Origin of the sequence: Massilia norwichensis (assembly GCF_024753245.1) — a bacterium.
Lineage (GTDB): Bacteria > Pseudomonadota > Gammaproteobacteria > Burkholderiales > Burkholderiaceae_D > Telluria > Telluria norwichensis.
Genome location: NZ_JANUGX010000009.1, coordinates 126,073 through 145,995, shown reverse-complemented (window position 1 = coordinate 145,995; position 19,923 = coordinate 126,073). Strand labels below are relative to the sequence as shown.

Genomic DNA, 19,923 nt, shown 5'->3' with positions numbered 1-19,923 from the left:
TTATAATGCGGCAAATGGAAAACCCTACCCAATTCGTCCAGTGGCTGCGCTCGGTCGCGCCGTATATTCATGCGTTCGGCGGCAAGACTTTCGTCGTCGCCTTCCCCGGTGAACTCGTGGCCGCCGGCGCCCTGCCGGTACTGGCCCAGGACCTGTCCCTGCTGGTCGGCCTCGGCATCCGCGTGGTGCTGGTGCACGGCTCGCGGCCCCAGGTGGCCGAACAGCTCGGCCTGCGCAACGTCGAGGGCCGCTTCCACAACGGCGTGCGCATCACCGACGGCGCCGCCATGGAATGCGCGAAGGAAGCCGCCGGCGAACTGCGCCTGGACATCGAAGCGGCCTTCAGCCAGGGTTTGCCGAACACGCCGATGTCGAATGCCCATATCAGCGTCGTCTCGGGCAACTTCGTGACCGCGCGCCCGCTCGGCGTGATCGACGGCGTCGACTTCGAACTGACCGGCGTCACGCGCAAGATCGCGGCCGAGAAGATCCATCCGATCCTGCAGACCGAAGACAACATCGTGCTGCTGTCGCCGCTCGGCTTCTCGCCCACCGGCGAGGTGTTCAACCTGACCATGGAAGACGTGGCGGCGCAGGCGGCGATCGCCCTGCATGCCGAAAAGCTCATCTTCATCACCGAAACGCCGATGATGGTCGACGCTGCCGGTGCCGAAATCCGCGAACTCTCGTCGCACCAGGCCGAAGCGGTGCTGCAAGCGGGCTTCCTGCCGAACGACGCGTCGTTCTACCTGCAGCATGCGATCAAGGCCTGCCACAGCGGCGTCGACCGCTCCCACATCGTGCCCTACCAGATGGATGGCTCGGCCCTGCTCGAACTGTTCACCCACGACGGCGTGGGCACCATGATCAGCCACGAGAACCTGGAAAGCCTGCGACAGGCCACAATTGAGGACGTCGGCGGAATTATCAAGCTCATCGAGCCGCTGGAAGCCGACGGCACCCTGGTCAAGCGCCCGCGCGAGCTGATCGAACGTGAGATCGACCATTTCTCGGTGATCGAGCACGACGGCGTGATCTTCGGCTGCGCCGCGCTCTACCCCTTCCCGGGCGAGAAGATGGGCGAGATGGCTTGCCTGACCGTCAGCCCCGATGCCCAGACCCAGGGCGACGGCGAACGCATCCTGAAGAATATCGAGAACCGCGCCCGCGCCGCCGGGTTGACCCGCCTGTTCGTGCTGACGACCCGCACCGCGCACTGGTTCAAGAAGCGCGGCTTCGTGCCGGCCACCGTCGACGACCTGCCGAAGGACCGCGCCCACATGTATAACTGGCAGCGCCGGTCGCAGATTTTCATCAAGACCTTATAATTGTCCTTTTCAGATTTCGAACCAGGAGCAAGAACATGGCGCGCACCGTCCACTGCATCAAACTGAACAAGGAAGCCGAAGGCCTGGACTTCCCGCCCTACCCGGGCGAACTGGGCAAGCGCATCTATGAAAGCGTGTCGAAGGAAGCCTGGCAGGGCTGGCTGAAGCACCAGACCATGCTGATCAACGAAAACCGCCTGAACATGGCCGACGCCCGTGCCCGCAAGTACCTGGCGACCCAGATGGAGCGCCATTTCTTCGGCGAAGGTGCCGACCAGGCCGCCGGTTACGTGCCGCCGGCCGCGTAAGCACTGCATTCCTTTCGGGCAGCGTGTCCTGCGCTGCCCATTTCTTCCCTTCTTTATTTCTCCGCCAGCCGGCATTCCTTTTTGAAAGCCGAGCCTTCTGACGTCTTTCTCAATAGACCTGCGAATAGTTTTTCTTCGCAATATTTCGGTTAAAACCGATACCTGACGCAAGGAATTACTGCCCTGCAGATTACACGGGTCATCCTTTGCCTACGATCTAAAGTGTGTTTTGCCTTCATCGGAACTGAACGGTAGCGCCAGGCGTCTGTATTGCCTGCAAAGCCCGTTTATCGCGAAAGGCAAACATGACTGATCCATTGCGAAGATTAAAAGATCCTGTAATCAATGAAGACGGCAGTCTCCATGTACGCACAGTTCTGACGCCGACCAGTTTGAAGACGCGCGGCCTGGTGTACAAAGGTTCTAACAAAGTTGTTCCGGTCATATTTATTCCGGGAACCATGGGAACGAATCTGCGGGTCAGGCGCGACGTGGCTTTACCGTCGGGCTATCCGCTCAGGCCCGGCGAACCGGCGTGGCGGCCGCCAAACAGCGATAGCGCCGCCCTTCTGTATGCAGCCGATTGGAAAAAGCGAAGCCCGAAAATGCGTCAGCTGATTCTTCATCCGGACTATGTGGAAGTCGACGATAGCGGCGATCTCGACATTGGATCGTGCTATCTGGAAAAGAGCGTCATGCGCGAACGCGGCTGGGGAGAAATCTTCAATGGTTCCTATGGCACCTTGCTCTTCGAACTGCAAAGCCATTTGGAAATGACTTTCCAATTTGATGCGCTCAATAAACGGCATATCCGTAGCCGCTGGAAAGAAGTCATGCAGGCAATGGAAGGCGACACGCTCAAGCGCTGGGGGGCGCGCTCGGTGGCGCCCCTGACCGAAAGCGAGCTGGAAAAATATGCCGAATACCAATATCCAATTTATGCCTGTGGCTACAACTGGTTGCGGTCCTGCGGCGAATCGGCAATCCGCCTGGAAAAGCGCATCGACGACATCATCAAATGGTGGAATGCCCGTAAGCATGAATGCAATAAAGTTATTCTCGTCACCCATTCGATGGGCGGACTGGTCGCGCGTGCCTGCGCGAAACGTATTCCCGACAAGATCTTGGGCGTCATCCACGGCGTGATGCCGGCACTCGGGGCGCCCCTTGCCTATCGCCGCCTGGCCTGCGGCACCGAATGCGACAGCCCGGTCAACGGCAAACTCGATAACTTCAAGGCCGGCAAATTCGCCGACATCGCGGGCAGGCGGCCCGAGGATACGACCCCGGTGATGGCGGTGTCGGCCGGGGCGCTCGAATTGCTGCCCAACCAGTTGCATCCGACACCCTGGTTGCACGTCAGCGTCATGCAAAAACAGCCAAGCGGAGGACGTCGCACCGCGGCCAACGATTGCCTGCATTTACCAAATGAATCTCAACCGAATCCCTACGATTTATATCGGGATATGAGCTCGTGGTATAGGTTAATCAATCCGGGTTTAGCCGATCCTGCCAAGCTATACAAAAAAGAAGGCGAGGCGGCCAAGAAAATAAACGAGGCCATCTCGGCCGCAGAAAAGTTTCACCACTGGCTATCGGATTATTACCACCCCACTAGCTTTGCTTACTACGGCGCGGATAAGAATCATCCGAGTTACGGGCAGATCCGCTGGGTGGCGCAAGCCTCGGGCGCGGATGCATCGGTGCCGGTGACTGCCGCAAATATTCGAAGCGCTAAATGTTTGAACCATGGCCCCGACGGTAGCCGCAAGGTGGAAGTCGAGGGCAGGATGGTTCTTACTTTTTCTGTCGAGCAGCAAGAGTCGACGGGCGACGATACCGTGCCGGACCAATCCGGCGCGGGACCGAAAGGCAAGGTCAAGGCCTTGTTTGCCACGCATGGCTATCGTCATCAGGAAAGCTACAAGCATCGCGACAGCATCCTGCTGACTTGCTACTGCATCGTCAAAGCTGTCCAGGAATTAGGCAAGAATGGATAAGCCCAAAAAGAAGGTGCATCCATTTTTAGGTGTCCTGGCGGCACTCTATGGGATTTATCTTCTTTACGGCATAGGAAATTCGATGATGGACCGTTACACAGTGGGACAGCTCACTGAGCAGATGAAAACAGCTTGTGTTGGCAGGTTCCTCATCGATTTGCCGGCCACCATGGACTTTTCATACGGTCAGGTTTTCATCGACGGCTTGTGGGTTTCAGGGCAGGAAGAAACAAGGGAAGCATTCGACGCACGCGTTTTGGCAAGACAAACCGAGATCGAGGGCGAACGAAACGAACTTGGTCAGAAAAACCTGGAAAGACTCGATCAGTATAACGACAACGGGTTTGTCGGAAAAATACTCGTATTCGGCCGAAGCATTACCAAGGGACAGGAAAACGGCAGGCCCGTGGAATGGAGGAGCGTCAAACTGGAAGCCTATGTTCATTCGAACGGGAAAAGTTTCAATTTCAAAGCCGATGGCTATGATCCCGAGCTCGTCGGCGACTTGCGCAAGCTGATCGACAAATTGCGGCTCGTCCCGGCAAAAGAGCTGCCGACTGCCGCCGGCTTCTGCTTCGGGCCCGGCATGTTCGTCGATCCTTTGCCGGCCGAGCTGACGGAAGGGGTCACGATCTTTGCCGGCTTTCCGGACCATCCCGACCTTGCGCTCGCACTCACCACGCGCGCCGGTACCGAACCCGACAAGGAAGACCGTCTCGCGCGCGATACGGCGGTCGATGCAGAAATGCCGCTGTGGCAAAAGCCGCTGATGGACAAGCTTAGAAAAGGCAAGCGCACGATCAACGGTATCGAAGGCGGCGAAGTGGCGGAGCGCTGGACCGAGCTGAATTTCGTGCACACCTTCGGCTTCAACTGGGAAGTCACCGGCACCGAGGACAATGTCTACGTCCCCTTCATGCACCTCGAAATGTCGACCGGTCATCCGGTGCATGCCGGCGCCCGGCCGGTGACGAGCTTCCTCGGCGAAGACGCCCTGCTCCAGCTCTGGGACAAGATCTCGTCCAGCATTCGGATACGTCCGACCGGTGCGCCGCCGGCAAAACCCGAAGCGCCGCCGGGTCCGAAGCCCGGCGACACCGCCTCTGCCGGCGATATCTGTCCCGTCACCGGCTGGTGGCAATGCCCGGACGGCGCCAAGGGCGCCAGGGTGGCGGGCGGGCAGCACCAATTCCTGACGAAGGGCCAGCGCATGCCGCAAGCACTGCTGTCGCGGCCACAAACGCTGTGGAACAAGCTGCGCGGCGTCCAGGCCAGCTACCGGCTCGAGCAGCCGACCAGCTGGACACTGGTCGACCGCCGCAGCCGGGTGCGCATGCTGCCGGCCGTCCCGCCGGCCGGTGCCGGCCCCGCGAATAGCGCCTAGGCCGTTACAAGCGACCAAAGTCCGCCAGCACCCGCATCACATCCTGCACCTCGATGCGGTCGACCCAGTCGCCGTGTTTCGGCGCCGTGATCACGGTGCTGTTGGCGCGGTCGATCGGCGCCCACTCCGGATTGTTCTGGCGCATCAGGGCGATCACCGGCACGTGCACGGCATTCGCCAAATGCATCACGGCCGTTTCCACCGAGATGATGAGCTCGCACAGGCTCAGCACCGCCGGCAGCTGGAAGAAATTGTCTTCCGCGCTGAAAAGGTGGGTGCGCTCCAGCGCGGCATCGTCGAATAGCGCATGGGCGCGCTGCAATTCCTCGGGCACCACGTTGACGACAAAGCCGACGTCGCGCCATGCCGGCCTGCAGCGCATCGCGCGGATCAGGCCGATGACGCGCTCGAGCGGCCAGCTGCGCTCGACCGATTTGGAGAACGCATTCAGGAACACCACCCGCGCCGGCTGGCCGTCGACACCCATGAAACCCCAGTCGGCAAACTGGTCGCGCGCATAGGCTGTCCAGCGGTCGGCGATGTTGAGCACCGGGAAGCGCGCCGCGCGCGGGATCTCCAGGCCGAACAGCTGGGTGAACCAGCCGGCGTAGATATCGCTGATGTGCTGGTCCGGGTGCGGGGAAGGCGTATAAGCCGGGATCGACGCGTCCAGCTTGCGGTAAATGAAGCGCTTGACCAGGTCGTAAGGCCGCACCCGCTTCTTTTGCCCGACCACGAAGCCCCGCGGGCTGATGCTGCGCGCCATGCTGGCGTACTTGTGGCGCTCGAGCACGGCGAGCGAGACCACGATCGGATAGTCTTCGCGGCGCGCCTGCGCCAGCGATTCGCGGTAGACCTGCGGGCTGTAGGTCTCGTCGTAGACTTTGGCGATCCAGGGACACTCGGCCAGCCAGTCGTACAGCGCGTACTTCTTGAGGTGCGCCCAGTCGGCAGAACGGCTGGTGCGGCGCCGCTCGTCGACCCAGAGATGGATCTGCAGATGCGGATAAGCGCGCGCGAAAGCCTGGAAGCAGGCCTGCAGGTAGGTGAAGTCGCCGAGTGCCAGATGGGCGATGAAGAGGATCTTGTCGGCTTGCCGCAGCAAGGCCGGCGCGACCAGGGGTGCCGGCACGGCCGGCGCATCGAAGCGGATTGCGTCGAGCTTGAGAGACTGTCCACCTGAAACTTTCATACTGCTCCGTTCTGCACAGAAGAGGATGCGAAAATTCTATGGGCAACTACCAGCTCGAAATGCAAACGAACTGTAAGACGACGTAAAGTTATGTCAAGACGATAGCATGCTGCACTGCGCAAGTCTGCGGGTGCACGATTGAAACACGCATATCAGGAAGGGGCGCGGCAAAAAGAACACAGGCGCACCGAAGCGCGCCTGCGAATGAGAAGAAAAAGCGGGGTCGCTTACATCTGACGGCACTGGCGCATTTCGCAGCGCGCCATGAACACCTTGCCGTTATCGCACTGCATGCGGTAGACCTCGACCGGTCCCTGCTCGGTGACCAAGCCGGCGCCCTGCCCGCCCGTGCAAGCCTGCTGCTTCGCCATCTTCTCGACGGTGTTCGAGGAAACGCCGAGGCGGAAGGGCAGCTTCTGGATCGGCGTGCCGTCGGCATCCACCGGACCGGCCGCCTGGTACGCGATTGGCTTCGCGGCCGGTGCCGGCGGGCGCGTCTTGTGGGAGGCGCAGCCGCCCAGCACGGCGGCAAGGAGGATCATGACGGGCAGACGCTGCATGCCGCTCTCCGGATCAGAAAGTCAGAGTCTTGACGCCTTCCGCCATGCCCAGCAGGCAGACGTTGGCGCCGCGCTGGGCGAACAGGCCGACGGCGATCACGCCGACGATCTGGTTGATTTCGGTTTCCAGGGCCACCGGATCGGTGATCGCCAGGCCGGCCACGTCGATGATGTGGCCGCCGTTGTCGGTCACGAAGGCTTCATCGCTGCCCGGCTTGGTGCGCAGGCGCGGCTGACCGCCGAGCGCGGCCAGTTTGCGGGTCACGGCGGCACGCGCCATCGGCACGACCTCGACCGGCAGCGGGAACTTGCCCAGCGTCTGCACCAGCTTGGAACCGTCGGCGATGCACACGAAACTCTTCGATACGGAAGCGACGATCTTCTCGCGCGTCAGGGCCGCACCGCCGCCCTTGATCATCGCGCCCGAGGCGTCGATCTCGTCGGCGCCGTCGACGTAGACGGAAATCGATTCGACCTCGTTCAGGTCGCGCACCTCGATGCCGTGGCCGCGCAGGCGCGCCGCAGTCGCTTCCGAGGACGCGACGGCGCCCTTGATGCGGTCCTTGATCTTGGCGAGTTCGTCGATGAAGTAATTGGCGGTCGAGCCGGTGCCGACGCCGATGATTTCGCCGTCGACCACGTAGTCGATGGCGGCGCGGGCCACGGCCTGCTTGAGTTCGTCCTGGGTCATGATGTGGGTGGGAGGTGAAAAATGCCGCCATTTTAACGGATGCGCGCACGGCAGCCGCAAATTCAGGCCTCAGATCAGGCGCAGCATCGCCGCCTTCAGCACCCCGGCCGTCTTGTTGGCCGCGCCCAGTTTGCGCAGCGCGTTATCGATGTGGAAGATCACGGTACGCTCCGAAATCGTCAGGATGTCAGCCGATTCCGAGGCCGTCTTGCCGTCCGCGGCCCAACGCAGCACCTCGACTTCGCGCTCGGTCAGCTTGATCGACGCCACGCCATCCGGTTTGGCCGCCAGGATGTTCGACAGGGCCGCGTGCGCCGCCTGCGCCAGCCACTGCATCTTCTGGACCTTGACCTGGTACTCGTTGCGGGCAATGCCTTCGCCGGAACGCGCAAAGGTCAGCAGGCTGGCGACGCCCTTCAGGTCGTGGGTCGGCTGGGCCCAGCCGAACTGCAGACCATGGGCGCGCGCGTCTTCCCACAGCGGCCGGCTGGACGCGAACAGGGATTCCGTCCACAACATGGACCGGGTCGAGGTCATGCCCTCGGCGACAGTGGGATCGATCCGCAGGTACTGCTCGGCCTGGTAACGCTGCTGCCAGGCCTGCGGGTAATTGTTGAACATGACGACCCGCGGATTCGAGAACGGCAGCGGCAGACGCATGCCGAGCGCGCAGTACTCGAAACCGAGTTCGTTGGCCGCTTTCGCCAGAAGTTCCAGCAAAGCTGCCTCGGTCTTCGCTGCCGCAAAGTCGTGCAGCCACTCTTGATGCCCTTCACCCGCGAACTGCTGCAATGCTCTACCCTCCACGAACCTGCAAGAACTTACAGTGCCCTGGCCGGGCGGAGACTGCTAGACTGGCGTGCCATTCATAGTTGACAACGATAACACAAGAATCCGCCTACCCGTTCAGCATTTTTGACGATCCTGAGGAGAAAAATGGTGAGCAAGAACACGGTTTGCCTGTGGTTCAAGGGCGATGCACTGGATGCCGCGAAGTTCTATACCGAGACCTTCCCCGACAGCGAGCTCAAGGCCGTTCACCATGCACCGGGCGACTACCCGGCCGGCAAGCAGGGCGACGTGCTGACGGTCGAGTTCACGGTGGCCGGCATTCCCTGCCTCGGCCTCAACGGCGGTCCCGGCCCCAGTCACAGCATCGCCTTCTCGTTCCAGATCGCGACCGAGGACCAGGAAGAAACCGACCGCCTGTGGCAGGCCATCGTCGGCAACGGCGGCCAGGAAAGCGCCTGCGGCTGGTGCCAGGATAAATGGGGCCTGTCGTGGCAGATCACGCCGCGCGTGCTGTCCGAGGCGATCGCCGGCAAGGATCCGGCGGCCGCCAGGCGCGCTTTCGAAGCGATGATGGACATGCGCAAGATCGACGTGGGGGCCATCGAAGCGGCGGTGAAAGGATGAGGCCCGCTGCGCTGGTGAATGATTTTTTCAGGAGACCATGATGCTGGATTTTCTCGCTGAAGCAGGTTTGAATATCGCAAGCCGCAAAAGCCGGTTTTTCAGGTGGTTCAACATCGCCTGCTTCCTGCTTCTGCTGGCCTTCGTTCTCGTCTACTGGCGCGAACTGGTTTGAGGCGGGAGGACCGCAACATGGACCAGCACACCGGCGGTTGCCTCTGCGGCGCGCTCCGCATCACGGCCAGGGGCGAACCCTACCGCGTCGGCCTCTGCCATTGCCTCGACTGCCGCAAGCACCACGGCGCCGTGTTCCACGCCTCGGCGATCTTTCCGGAACAGGCGGTGACGATCACGGGCGAAGCGCGCGCCTGGGGCGGCCGGCATTTCTGCCCGCAATGCGGCTCGTCGGTGTTCGCGAAGAGCGGGGATGAAATCGAGGTCTACCTGGGCACGCTGGACCATCCCAGCCAGTTCAAGCCGACCTACGAACTCTGGACCGTGCGTCGGGAAAACTGGCTGCCGCCATTCCCGCTGGCCCGGCACTACGAGCGCGACCGTCCCGATGGGCGCACCGAGGGATAGTCAGTCCGCCGGCAGGCAGCCGAACAGGCGCTTGCCGGGCCGTTCGCCGTCCCATATCTGGTGCACGACGGCGCTGCCGTCGCGCTGCTTGGCCAGGCAGAAGCGCGCTTCGTAGGCCTGGGCGGTGCCGCGGGCCTTGCCGGGCCGGGCGTCGATGCGCAGGTAGTAGACCTTGCCGGGTTCGAGCTTGGCCGCTTCGGTGCGCGGCAGCGAGGCGACCTGTCCGCCGTAGGGGACGCACATCGAAAAGCTCAGGGGAAAGGTGCGTTCGGGCGGCATCGTCATCTTCCACAGCAGGTGCTGGCCATCCGACACCGTCACCGAGTGGAAATCCGGCGTCCCTTCCCTTTCCTCGCGCGGACTAATGGTGAAACAGGGGCCGCCACGCGGGCCTTCGCGCACTTCGGCTGCGCCAATGCGGGCAATGGCGCCGGCGCTCGGTGCCAGCAGGAAGGCGCATAGCGCGCCGGCAAGAAATGGGAATCGCATAATCTTCTCGGCAGGAAACACTCTCGCCAAGAGCCTACGTTGGCTAGGCGGATTCTGAATTGAGGAGACGCAAGCGGAATCGGTCAAAAACCGGCCAGCACCTGCTCGTGCAGTGCCGACAGGCTGACGAGCCGACAACAGCGAACACAGAAAATTAGCCAATCCGCATTCAAATTTATCGACTCTACATCGTCATCTCTGATGTCGGCAGCTATGCATTAGCACCTCCCCTACGGCCTTCCGGGGTGCCTTCAATGGGCTTGATCCAGCTCGCTGCACTCTATGACCCCTCCCAACCCTGCCCTTATTCGGTCGAGCAAGAATCCCCCACTTACCAATCTGTAACGGACTTGGTATTCGAGCGCCAACGGGTAGTTGCTAACCATCGCCTAGCTTGGAGATAACAATGTCTGACTTCTACAAGTATTTTAAAGAGAACATGGAAGACCTAGGGCTGATCGCACCGCCACAAAGTCTTTACGGAACACAGGCACTTGCCATCTCGACAATAAGCACCATCCTTGCCTACATTGACAAGTTCGGGACAAAAGTCACGGTGAGGGAGTTGGCAGGGGCAGGCACCAGGTTGGAGGGACTGGCCGTGCTGGGGGCCTTAGGAGCGGCCTATTATGCTGGGGCAGTCATCGGCAGTCTTGCAGTGGCGACAGGCCGAACAATGAGCGATGGCACTTCGATGGCCGATGTTTTTTATGAGCTTTCGAAGCGAGGATGGAGCAGAACGTGGCTCAGGTCACTTTTTCACCGGCGTCCCGGCCTCTATAACGCAAGCGTATCAGGGCGAAAATACATTAAGCACTACGAGAACTACAAATGAAAGACTCGCTATTGTTGCTCGTCACAGGTGCTGGAATATCCTTGATCGCTTGGGCATTCTGGCACTATCTCGGAAACGATGCGTTTAGTACATTAACCGCTCTCGTTCTTGTTGGTCTAGTGGCAGATAATTTCCGACTTCGCCGTCAGGTGCGTGCACTACAAGGGCACCATTGACATGCTGCGGCGAATATTCGCCTTTCTTGCTAACGCTTCAAATGCAGCAGGTATCGGCCGTAATCACGTGGAAGATTCGCCACGCTGGCAGAATCGGCAAGAAAATCCGCTAACACTTCTTCATAGAGCGACAGGCTATCCTCGTAGCGTCGCTGGCGCATCGTCCTCGGGGAACTCTGGTGTTTGAGTGCAAAGTAATCGGCCAGCAGCTCGCCCTGCGCTTCCATGTTGTAGTCCGCCAGCGTTGTCTCCGGTACTAGCTCGTAGTCGTACGACAGTCCGATACGCACCGCACCGCGCAGACGTACCGCGTATCCCAGCTGATGTTGCCACACGTGCACCATCTCATGCATGAACCAATGGATGACAGTGGGACTGCCCTCGCTGTAATCGGGCAGAAAGCAGGAATGGTGGAAATAGATGCTGCCGTTCGGCGTCATGGCGCAGTTCTTCGGCTGCACCAGCGGCAGGTAGCGGCGGTTGTGGACGCGCACGCGTGTGTAGTCGATGGCGTCGCCGAACAGCAGCGACGCCATCCTGATTTCGCCCGGGGTCAGCTTGCGCGCCAGGCGGGTCATGCCGGGTTGAAGCCTAACCCTTACGCGGCCGGGCGGATGCTGGCCGCGGCTTTGGCCAGGTCGGTGATCAGATCCCAATCGCCGGCCTTCATCGCGTCCGCCGGGGTCAGCCAGGAGCCGCCCACGCAGGCCACGTTCTTCAGCGCTAGGAACTGCGGCGCGGTCTCGATCGAGATGCCGCCGGTCGGGCAGAAGGTCACGTCCGGCAGCGGGCCGCCGATCGCTTTCAGCATGCCGACGCCGCCCGCCGGCACCGCCGGGAACAGTTTCAGCTGCTTGAAGCCGGCTTCGCGCGCCACCATCACTTCGGACGGGGTCATGCAGCCCGGCAGCAGGGGCAGGCCGCTCTTCTTCGCAGCCTCGATCAGGGCCGGGGTCAGGCCCGGCGACACGCCGAACACCGCGCCGGCATCGCGCGAGGCGGCGAATTCTTCCGGCTGGGTCAGGGTGCCGACGCCGACGATGGCGCCCTCGACCTGGGCCATCGCACGGATCGCGTCCAGGCCGTGCCTGGTGCGCAGGGTCACCTCGAGCACGCGGATGCCGCCGGCGACCAGCGCCTTGGCCAGGGGGACCGCGTGGTCCGGATCGTCGATCGCGATCACGGGGATCACGACCGCCGATTTCATGATGTCCAGCAGGCTCATATCAGTACTCATCGTTGCACTCACTTACTTGGCGGTGGATTTACGGAACAGGAAGTCTTCGTCGGAGCCCGGCATGATCTCGCCGCTGTCCGTGCCTTCGTGCAGCGGGACGGTGGTGTCGATCGGCGATGGCAGCGGGAAGGTGGCGGCGCCATGCTCGGCTTCGCTCACATTGGCGCGGAACATCGAGAACAGCTCGCGGCCCATGCCGATGTGGCTCTTGCTGAGGTCGGCGGTAGCCATCTTGCGCGATGCCCAGACATCGGCCGGCACCAGCGCTTCCAGCGTACCGGCGGTGGCATCGACGCGGATGATATCGCCGTCGCGCACCAGGCCAAGCGGACCGCCGGCCAGGATCTCCGGCGACACGTGGATCGCCGCCGGCACCTTGCCGGACGCGCCCGACATGCGGCCATCGGTGACCATCGCCACGTGGTAGCCGGCGTCCTGCAGGTTCGACAGCGCCGGGGTCAGCGCGTGCAGTTCCGGCATGCCGTTCGCACGCGGGCCCTGGAAGCGGATCACGGCGACGAAGTCGGTGTTCAGCTGGCCAGCTTTGTAGGCATGCATGAACTCGTCCTGCGAATCGAAGGTCTTGGCCGGGGCCTCGACGATGTGGTGCTCCTTCTTGACGGCCGAGATCTTCATCACGGCGCGGCCCAGGTTGCCCTGCACAAGCACCATGCCGCCGTTGTCGCTGAACGGATTGGTGTACTTGCGCAGCACGGTTTCGTCGCCGCTCTGCTCGGGCACGTCCTTCCAGACGACCTTGTCGCCGTCCAGGAAAGGTTCCTTGCAGTGGGCGCGCAGGCCGTGGCCGAGGATGGTGTTGACGTCCTCGTGGGCCAGGCCGGCATCCAGCAGTTCGCGGATCACGAAGCCCGGGCCGCCGGCGGCCTGGAAGTAGTTCACGTCGGCTTCGCCGTTCGGGTAGATGCGGGTCAGCGAAGGCACGACTTTCGACAGCTCGTCGAAGTCGTTCCAGTCGATCACGATGCCGGCCGCGCGCGCGATGGCGATCAGGTGCAGCGTGTGGTTGGTCGAGCCGCCGGTCGCGTGCAGCGCGGCGATGGCGTTGACGATGCTCTTCTCGTCGACGATCTGGCCGATCGGCATGTAATTGCCGCCCTGCTGGGAGATCTTGACGGCTTGCTGGGCCGCAGCTTTGGTCAATGCGTCGCGCAGCGGAGTGCCCGGGGTGATGAAGGCGGCGCCCGGCATGTGCAGGCCCATGATCTCCATCAGCATCTGGTTGCTGTTGGCGGTACCGTAGAAGGTGCAGGTGCCGGCGCCGTGGTAGGACGCGGCTTCGCCTTCGAGCAGCTCTTCGCGGGTGGCCTGGCCTTTCGCGTAGCGCTGGCGGATCGCCGCTTTTTCCTTGTTCGACAGACCGGAGGTCATCGGGCCGCCCGGCACGAAGATGCCCGGGATGTGGCCGAAGTGCAGCGCGCCGATCAGCAGGCCCGGCACGATCTTGTCGCAGATGCCCAGGTAGAGCGCGGAGTCGAAGGTGTTGTGCGACATCGCGACCGCGGTCGCCATGGCGATGGTGTCGCGCGAGAACAGCGACAGTTCCATGCCCGGCTGACCCTGGGTGACGCCGTCGCACATGGCCGGCACGCCGCCCGCGAACTGGGCCACGGCGCCGATCTCGCGCACGGCATCCTTGATCACCTTCGGGAAGTATTCGAACGGCTGGTGCGCCGACAGCATGTCGTTGTACGACGAGACGATGGCCACCGACGGCTGCTTCTGTTCGCGCAGCTTGAGCTTGTCGTTGGCCGGGAACGCCGCGAACGCGTGCGCCAGGTTCGTGCACGACAGCGATCCGCGCTGCACGCCCTGCACGCGCGCGGCGTCCAGATGCGCCAGGTAGGCCTGGCGCGAGGCGCGGCTACGCTGGATGATGCGTTGGGTCACCTTCTCTACTACGGGATGCACCATGATCGTTCCTTATGAATTAAATTTCTGAAATTTTACTACAAGTTGAGAAGGAGCGCTTGCCAGCGCCTCGTTTTCATTTGCAGCATTCGGGAATTCGGGTAGCGACAGCGGGCATAGAATGTCCGCCATAAAGTAGGGTGGGCACCCCGTGCCCACGCCATTACGCGCACCATTTGTAGTGATTTTACGCGCGCTTCCTGTATGATTCGATAATCTGCATAAAATGACATCATACCGTCCATCGCCTTCGTCACCACTACCCATGCGCCAACCTCTTCTCACCAGCACCACCAGCTACCAGTCGCTCCGCAACCATGCCAACCAGGCCAGGGAATGGCAGATGCGCGAGCTCTTCGCACAGGATCCGCAACGTTTCGAGCGGCTGTCCGTTGAAGCCGCCGGGCTGTTCCTAGACTATTCAAAAAACCGTCTGGACGGGCGCACGCTTGAACTGCTGGCCCAGCTGGCGCGCGAGCGCGGCGTCGAGCGCCTGCGCGACGCCATGTTCGCCGGCGAGAAGATCAACCTGACCGAAAACCGCGCCGTGCTGCACACCGCCCTGCGCGCGCCGCGTAACAAGCCGTTCACGCTGGACGGCCAGGACGTCACCGGCGACGTGCACGCCGTGCTCGACCGCATCAAGACCTTCAGCGACAGCGTGCGCAGCGGCGCCTGGAAAGGCCACACCGGCAAGGAAATCACCGACGTCGTCAACATCGGTATCGGCGGCTCCGACCTCGGCCCGAAGATGGTTTGCCTGGCGCTGCGCCAGTTCGCCCATCCGCGCCTGACCATGCACTTCGTCTCGAACGTCGACGGCCACGACATGGACGCCGCGCTGAGCCGCGTGAACCCGGAAACCACCCTCTTCATCATCGCCTCGAAGACCTTCACCACGGCCGAGACCATGATGAACGCGAACACCGCGCGCGCCTGGTTCCTGCAGCACGCGCCGGAAGAGGCGCTGGCGAAGCACTTCGTCGCGGTCTCGACCAACGTCGAAGCGATCAAGACCTTCGGCATCGACCCGGCCAACATGTTCCCGTTCTGGGACTGGGTCGGCGGCCGTTACTCGGTGTGGTCGGCGATCGGCCTGCCGGTCGCGCTGAGCGTGGGCTTCGGCTACTTCAGCGACCTGCTGGCCGGCGCGCACGCGATGGACGAGCACTTCAGGACCAGCCCGATCGAGCAGAACCTGCCGATGATCCTGGGCCTGGTCGGCTTCTGGAACCGCGAATTCCTGGATTGCGGCTCGGTCTCGATCGCGCCCTACCACCAGGACCTGAACCGCTTCCCGGCCTACCTGCAGCAACTCGACATGGAAAGCAACGGCAAGCGCGTCACGCGCGCCGGCGACACCATCAGCGACTACGAAACCGGCCCGGTGATCTGGGGCGACGTCGGCACCAACGGCCAGCACGCCTACTTCCAGCTGCTGCACCAGGGCACCGACGTCACGCCGATCGACTTCATCGCCGCCCTGCGCCCGGCCCACGAATTCCACAACCACCACGCCGCCCTGCTGGCCAACTGCTTCGCGCAATCGGAAGCCTTCATGAAAGGGAAGACCGAGATTGAAGTGCGCCAGGACCTGGCCGACCAGCCGGCGGACGAGATCGAGCGCCTGGTGCCGCACAAGACCTTCCCGGGCAACCGTCCGAGCAACACGATTCTGATGGAATACCTGACCCCGGCCACGCTGGGCGCCCTGATCGCGCTGTATGAGCACAAGGTCTTCGTGCAGGGCGCGCTGTGGGACGTCAACAGCTACGACCAGTGGGGCGTCGAGCTGGGCAAGGTGCTGGCCAAGAAGATCGAGGCGGAGCTCAACGGCGAAGCCCAGCCCGCCCAGCACGACAGCTCGACCAATGGCCTGATCGCGCGCGCCAAGGCCGCGGTGTAAAGGGGGACGACAGATGAAAACCGAACAATTCGTGGTAGTACACGACGAACCGATGAAGACCGGCGAATGCCCGGTCTGGCACGCGGTCGAATCGGCGCTGTACTGGGTCGACATCCCCGAGATGATGGTGCACCGCCTGCACCCGGCCAGCGGCAAGTATTCGTCGTGGAAGATGGACAGCGAGCCGTCGGCGCTGGCGGTGGACGTGGACAACAACCTGGTGGTCGCCACCCGCAATGGCTTCGTCTACCTGAACACCATCACCGGCGAAACGGAAGACATCGCCCCGGCGCCCTACGACACCAAGCGCCAGCGCTTCAACGACGGCCGCGTCGACCCGGCGGGCCGCTTCTGGGTCGGCACCCTGTACGAGCCGCGCGACCAGCCGAATGCCGAGATGCACGTGCTGGAAGCCGGCAAGCTGCGCCAGGCCTGGGCCGGCGGCATGACCAACTCGAACGGCCTGGCCTGGACCCTGGACAGCAAGACCATGTTCCACGCCGACACCACCAGCCACCGCATCGACGCCTACGACTACGACTTGGCCACTGGAACGCCGTCGAACGGCCGCAACCTGGTCACCTTCGAAGCCGACAAGACCACCGGCACCTACGGCGGCCGCCCGGACGGCGCGGCGATCGACAGCGAAGGCAATTACTGGATCGCGATGTATGAGGGCGGGCGGATCCTGAAGCTGTCGCCGACCGGCGAGCTGCTGCAGCAAATCGATTTGCCGGTGAAGTGTCCGACTGCGGTGTGCTTCGGCGGGCCGGATCTGCGCACCTTGTATGTGACCAGTGCCTGCGGTGGCCGGCCGGCGGAAGAGCTGGCGGCGATGCCGCATAGTGGCAAGGTGCTGGCGTTCCGGGTGGATGTGGCTGGGGTGGAGATGCCGGAGTATCGGGGCTGAGCTTCAGAATGCCGGCGTCGTGATTGTCAGCAGCCTTGCACAATCGCGGTCGAAGGCCATACTGACGCGCCAGATGCGCCCGGGCGTCCAGTAGCGGGCGGATAAGGTCACCGTTGGCGACCTGTCCGCAACGCTGTCGGCGTCCAAGCGCAGGCGCGTGCCCAGCACTTCCTCTGCCTTGCCGCGAACCATGCACCCGTCCAGCGGGAGGCGCAGGTAGCCTTCGAGCACCTGCCCATCGTCCGCAGCGGCACGCCAGTGCAAGTCGATCCTGTCGCCGGCGGCCACGCACTCGACGCCACTCTGGCCGGCGGCGCATTGTTTCTTCACCTTCAAACCAAAATGCCGCTCGACCGCTGCAGCCGCAAACGGTTGCGCCTCCGCCATCCACGCAGCGGCAGCTTGCAGCGGTTCGGCTGCAGCGCTCAAACAGAGCACGACGGCGAGCACGGGAAAATATCGAATGAAGGGCATGGCGAGTTCCCTGTTGCGCGATGCGTGTATGTTACGCCCAGCACCCCATGGATATGGCACCATATACCTTCAGCATGCCTTCTGACGTAGTAAATTTACTTGCGCAATCAATAATTGTGTAGTAAATTTACATTCATCCTGTCCCTCCTCTTTTCACGCTCAGACACCCATGGCTCTTTCCGATTTCGACCTCGTTTTCTTCGGCGGCTCCGGCGACCTCGCGATGCGCAAACTCTTGCCCGCGATGTACGCGCGCGACGTTGCCAACGACCTCCCCGTCAGCGCCCGCATCATCTGCGTGGGCCGGGAAGACATGTCGCAGGAAGATTTCCTGCAGATGGTCGAAACGAATTCGAAGCCGCACATCAAGGAAAGCGTCGACGAACAGGCGTGGCAGAAATTCCTGCAGCGCATCACCTGGGTCGCCGTCGATGCCGTCAACCTGCAAAGCTACGCCGGCCTGGTGGAGGCGCTGCGCAAGGATGAGCAGCTGACCCGCGTCTATTACCTGGCAACGCCACCCTCGCTGTTCGCCCGCATCTGCGACAACCTGGCCGCCAGCGGCCTGGCGACCGCCAACTCGCGCGTGGTGCTGGAAAAGCCGCTGGGCCGCGATCTCGAATCGGCCAAGCAGATCAATGCCGACGTCGGCAAGGTCTTCGCCGAATCGCAGATCTACCGGATCGACCACTACCTCGGCAAGGAAACCGTGCAGAACCTGCTGGCCCTGCGCTTCGGTAACATCCTGTTCGAGCCGCTGTGGCGCCGCGAGTGGATTTCGGATGTGCAGATCACCATCGCCGAGAAGATCGGCGTCGGCAACCGCCTGGGCTACTACGACAATTCCGGCGCCCTGCGCGACATGCTGCAGAACCACTTGCTGCAGCTGCTGTGTATCGTCGCGATGGAACCGCCGACCTCGATCGCGCCGGATGCCGTGCGCGATTCCAAGCTGCAGGTGCTGCGCTCGCTGAAGCGCTTCACCCCGACCACGCTGGCGCAGAACATCGTGCGCGGCCAGTACCGTTCCGGCTACGTCGATGGCCAGCCGGTGCCGGGTTACCGCGACGAGCCGGGCGCGCCCAAGCAGTCCAAGACCGAGACCTTCGTGGCGATGAAGGCCGAGATCGATACCTGGCGCTGGGCCGGCGTGCCCTTCTATCTGCGCACCGGCAAGCGCATGGCGGATCGCCTTGCGGAAATTGTCGTGCGCTTCAAGCCGATCCCGCATTCGATCTTCAACCAGCCGACGTCGAGCTTCCAGCCCAACAGCCTGGTGATCCGCCTGCAGCCGGACGAGGGCCTGTCGCTGAACCTGATGTCGAAGACGCCGGGCGACGGCATGCGCCTGAAGCAGGCCGAGCTCGAACTCGACTTCCGCGAGCAGTTCAAGGCGCCGCGCATGGAAGCCTACGAGCGCCTGCTGATGGACGTGCTGCGTGGCCAGCTGACCCTGTTCATGCGCGGCGACGAGCTGGAAGCCGCCTGGGAATGGGTCGAGCCGATTCTCGATTACTGGGAACAGGACGACACCTCGCCGGTGCCCTACTCCTCGGGCACCTGGGGCCCGGCCGCGTCCAGCGCGCTGATCGGCCGCGACGGCCTGCAGTGGCGCGAAGAAGCGCTGCCGGAAGACTGAGGAAACGACAGCCGTGTTACTCGATTCCATCCGTACCCAGCTCGATTCGCTGTCGAAGTCCGAGCGCAAGGTCGCGCTCGCGGTGCTGGCCTCGCCCAGCGCCACCGTCAGCCAGAACATCACCGCGCTGGCGCGCGCCGCCCAGGTCTCGGAGCCGACCGTGGTGCGCTTCTGCCGCACCCTCGGCTACGACGGCTGGCACGAGTTCAAGCTGAAACTGGCGCAAGGCCTGGCGCTGGCCCTGCCCGGCGCCAGCGAACAGCCGGCCCAGGACGACCTCGCCGCCGACCTCGTCAACAAGATCTGCAGCCGCTCGATCAACACCCTGCTCGACCTGCGCAACAACCTCAAGCCCGAGCTGATCCAGCAGGCGCTGGACATCCTGTCGCGCGCCAACAAGATCGAGTTCTACGGCCAGGGCACCTCGGGCTTCGTCGCCGCCGACGCCCAGCACAAGTTCTTCCGCTCCGGCGTGCCGACCATCGCCTACACCGACCCGGCGATCCATTCGATCGCGGCCGCCCTGCTGCGCGAAGGCGATGTGGTGGTGGCGATCTCGCAGCGCGGCAACAACCCTTCGCTGGTGCGCTCGGCCAAGCTGGCGCGCCGCGGCGGCGCCGAGGTGATCGTGCTGGCGCCGTCCGGCACGCCGCTGGCCGACATGGCCAGCCTGCTGATCCCGATCGACCTGGTGTTTGCGATCGACCCCTACACGCCGATCTCCGCGCGCCTGGCCTACCTGGTCGTGATCGACGTGCTGGCGGTCGGCCTGGCGCTGCAGCGCGGGCCGGAGTTCCGCAAGAAGATGCAGAACGCCCAGAAGGCGCTGCAGGAGTTCGACATGCAGTTCGACTCCTTCATCGGCTAAGA

Annotated in this window: 21 protein-coding genes; 12 read left to right on the top strand and 9 right to left on the bottom strand. The window is 62.8% G+C overall.

All coding sequences use genetic code 11. The features are described 5' to 3' along the window. Positions 1-5: 5 nt before the first annotated feature. The 4 genes from argA to NX782_RS10020 all read left to right on the top strand — a co-directional run bounded on the left by argA (position 6) and on the right by NX782_RS10020 (position 5,020). Complete coding sequence (argA, locus tag NX782_RS10035) at positions 6-1,328, top strand: amino-acid N-acetyltransferase (RefSeq protein WP_370661783.1); 1,323 nt, start codon at positions 6-8, stop codon at positions 1,326-1,328. 35 nt (positions 1,329-1,363) lie between these two features. After that, entirely contained in the window at positions 1,364-1,636 is a 273-nt protein-coding gene (locus NX782_RS10030) for an oxidative damage protection protein (protein ID WP_258845304.1), read from the top strand. A gap of 305 nt (positions 1,637-1,941) precedes the next feature. Beyond that, positions 1,942-3,636 carry an alpha/beta fold hydrolase gene (locus tag NX782_RS10025; RefSeq protein ID WP_258845303.1) on the top strand — a complete coding sequence of 565 codons (1,695 nt, stop codon included), beginning with the start codon at positions 1,942-1,944 and terminating at the stop codon, positions 3,634-3,636. Then, the gene (locus NX782_RS10020) at positions 3,629-5,020 is read left to right on the top strand and encodes a T6SS immunity protein Tli4 family protein (protein ID WP_258845302.1); all 1,392 of its coding nucleotides are present in this window, start codon (positions 3,629-3,631) and stop codon (positions 5,018-5,020) included. Before NX782_RS10025 ends, NX782_RS10020 begins: the two co-directional genes overlap by 8 nt. Positions 5,021-5,024: 4 nt before the next feature. On the opposite strand, the gene NX782_RS10015 is transcribed toward NX782_RS10020, so the two are convergent. The 4 genes from NX782_RS10015 to NX782_RS09995 form a co-directional block, all read right to left on the bottom strand. Further along, positions 5,025-6,212: a glycosyltransferase family 9 protein gene (locus NX782_RS10015; RefSeq protein WP_258845301.1), complete on the bottom strand. Its 1,188-nt coding sequence runs from the start codon at positions 6,210-6,212 to the stop codon at positions 5,025-5,027. Between the two features lie 227 nt (positions 6,213-6,439). Further along, positions 6,440-6,772, bottom strand: a complete 333-nt coding sequence (locus NX782_RS10010; protein ID WP_258845300.1) for a hypothetical protein — start codon at positions 6,770-6,772, stop codon at positions 6,440-6,442. A gap of 13 nt (positions 6,773-6,785) precedes the next feature. Continuing rightward, positions 6,786-7,463 (bottom strand): ribose-5-phosphate isomerase RpiA, encoded by a 678-nt coding sequence (rpiA, locus tag NX782_RS10005; protein ID WP_258845299.1) that lies wholly within the window; start codon positions 7,461-7,463, stop codon positions 6,786-6,788. Between the two features lie 69 nt (positions 7,464-7,532). Continuing rightward, complete coding sequence (locus NX782_RS09995) at positions 7,533-8,255, bottom strand: autoinducer binding domain-containing protein (RefSeq protein ID WP_308632898.1); 723 nt, start codon at positions 8,253-8,255, stop codon at positions 7,533-7,535. Between the two features lie 144 nt (positions 8,256-8,399). On the opposite strand from NX782_RS09995, the gene NX782_RS09990 reads away from it, so the two are divergent. Genes NX782_RS09990 through NX782_RS09980 form a run of 3 tightly spaced genes read left to right on the top strand, consistent with a single transcriptional unit; the run spans position 8,400 to position 9,458 of the window. Continuing rightward, on the top strand, positions 8,400-8,879 hold the full coding sequence (locus NX782_RS09990; RefSeq protein WP_258845298.1) for a VOC family protein: 480 nt from the start codon (positions 8,400-8,402) through the stop codon (positions 8,877-8,879). Between the two features lie 37 nt (positions 8,880-8,916). Further along, a complete protein-coding gene (locus NX782_RS09985; protein ID WP_258845297.1) occupies positions 8,917-9,051 on the top strand; it encodes a hypothetical protein in 135 nt (44 codons plus the stop codon). A 17-nt stretch (positions 9,052-9,068) separates the two neighbouring features. Continuing rightward, complete coding sequence (locus NX782_RS09980) at positions 9,069-9,458, top strand: GFA family protein (RefSeq protein ID WP_258845296.1); 390 nt, start codon at positions 9,069-9,071, stop codon at positions 9,456-9,458. On the opposite strand, the gene NX782_RS09975 is transcribed toward NX782_RS09980, so the two are convergent. Then, positions 9,459-9,947, bottom strand: coding sequence for a hypothetical protein (locus NX782_RS09975; RefSeq protein ID WP_258845295.1), 489 nt, complete (start codon positions 9,945-9,947; stop codon positions 9,459-9,461). Between the two features lie 406 nt (positions 9,948-10,353). On the opposite strand from NX782_RS09975, the gene NX782_RS09970 reads away from it, so the two are divergent. Then, positions 10,354-10,782, top strand: a complete 429-nt coding sequence (locus NX782_RS09970) for a hypothetical protein (protein ID WP_258845294.1) — start codon at positions 10,354-10,356, stop codon at positions 10,780-10,782. A 205-nt stretch (positions 10,783-10,987) separates the two neighbouring features. Here NX782_RS09970 and NX782_RS09965 read toward each other — a convergent pair whose 3' ends face one another. From NX782_RS09965 to edd, 3 genes are read right to left on the bottom strand one after another with little or no spacing between them, the layout of a single operon-like run. Further along, positions 10,988-11,536, bottom strand: coding sequence for a Rhs element Vgr protein (locus NX782_RS09965; RefSeq protein ID WP_258845293.1), 549 nt, complete (start codon positions 11,534-11,536; stop codon positions 10,988-10,990). 20 nt (positions 11,537-11,556) lie between these two features. Next, entirely contained in the window at positions 11,557-12,183 is a 627-nt protein-coding gene (gene eda, locus NX782_RS09960; RefSeq protein ID WP_258845339.1) for a bifunctional 4-hydroxy-2-oxoglutarate aldolase/2-dehydro-3-deoxy-phosphogluconate aldolase, read from the bottom strand. Positions 12,184-12,207: 24 nt separating this feature from the next. After that, the gene (gene edd / locus NX782_RS09955) at positions 12,208-14,130 is read right to left on the bottom strand and encodes a phosphogluconate dehydratase (RefSeq protein WP_258845338.1); all 1,923 of its coding nucleotides are present in this window, start codon (positions 14,128-14,130) and stop codon (positions 12,208-12,210) included. Between the two features lie 259 nt (positions 14,131-14,389). On the opposite strand from edd, the gene pgi reads away from it, so the two are divergent. Together pgi and NX782_RS09945 are read left to right on the top strand one after the other, a co-directional pair. Beyond that, a complete protein-coding gene (gene pgi, locus NX782_RS09950) occupies positions 14,390-16,030 on the top strand; it encodes a glucose-6-phosphate isomerase (protein ID WP_258845292.1) in 1,641 nt (546 codons plus the stop codon). A 13-nt stretch (positions 16,031-16,043) separates the two neighbouring features. After that, a complete protein-coding gene (locus NX782_RS09945; RefSeq protein WP_258845291.1) occupies positions 16,044-16,940 on the top strand; it encodes an SMP-30/gluconolactonase/LRE family protein in 897 nt (298 codons plus the stop codon). 3 nt (positions 16,941-16,943) lie between these two features. Here NX782_RS09945 and NX782_RS09940 read toward each other — a convergent pair whose 3' ends face one another. Next, positions 16,944-17,414: a hypothetical protein gene (locus NX782_RS09940; RefSeq protein ID WP_258845290.1), complete on the bottom strand. Its 471-nt coding sequence runs from the start codon at positions 17,412-17,414 to the stop codon at positions 16,944-16,946. 169 nt (positions 17,415-17,583) lie between these two features. Between NX782_RS09940 and zwf the strand changes: the two genes are divergently transcribed. Together zwf and NX782_RS09930 are read left to right on the top strand one after the other, a co-directional pair. Next, entirely contained in the window at positions 17,584-19,053 is a 1,470-nt protein-coding gene (gene zwf, locus NX782_RS09935) for a glucose-6-phosphate dehydrogenase (RefSeq protein ID WP_258845289.1), read from the top strand. A 13-nt stretch (positions 19,054-19,066) separates the two neighbouring features. Further along, positions 19,067-19,921 carry an SIS domain-containing protein gene (locus tag NX782_RS09930; RefSeq protein WP_258845288.1) on the top strand — a complete coding sequence of 285 codons (855 nt, stop codon included), beginning with the start codon at positions 19,067-19,069 and terminating at the stop codon, positions 19,919-19,921. The last annotated feature ends 2 nt before the right edge of the window (positions 19,922-19,923 follow it).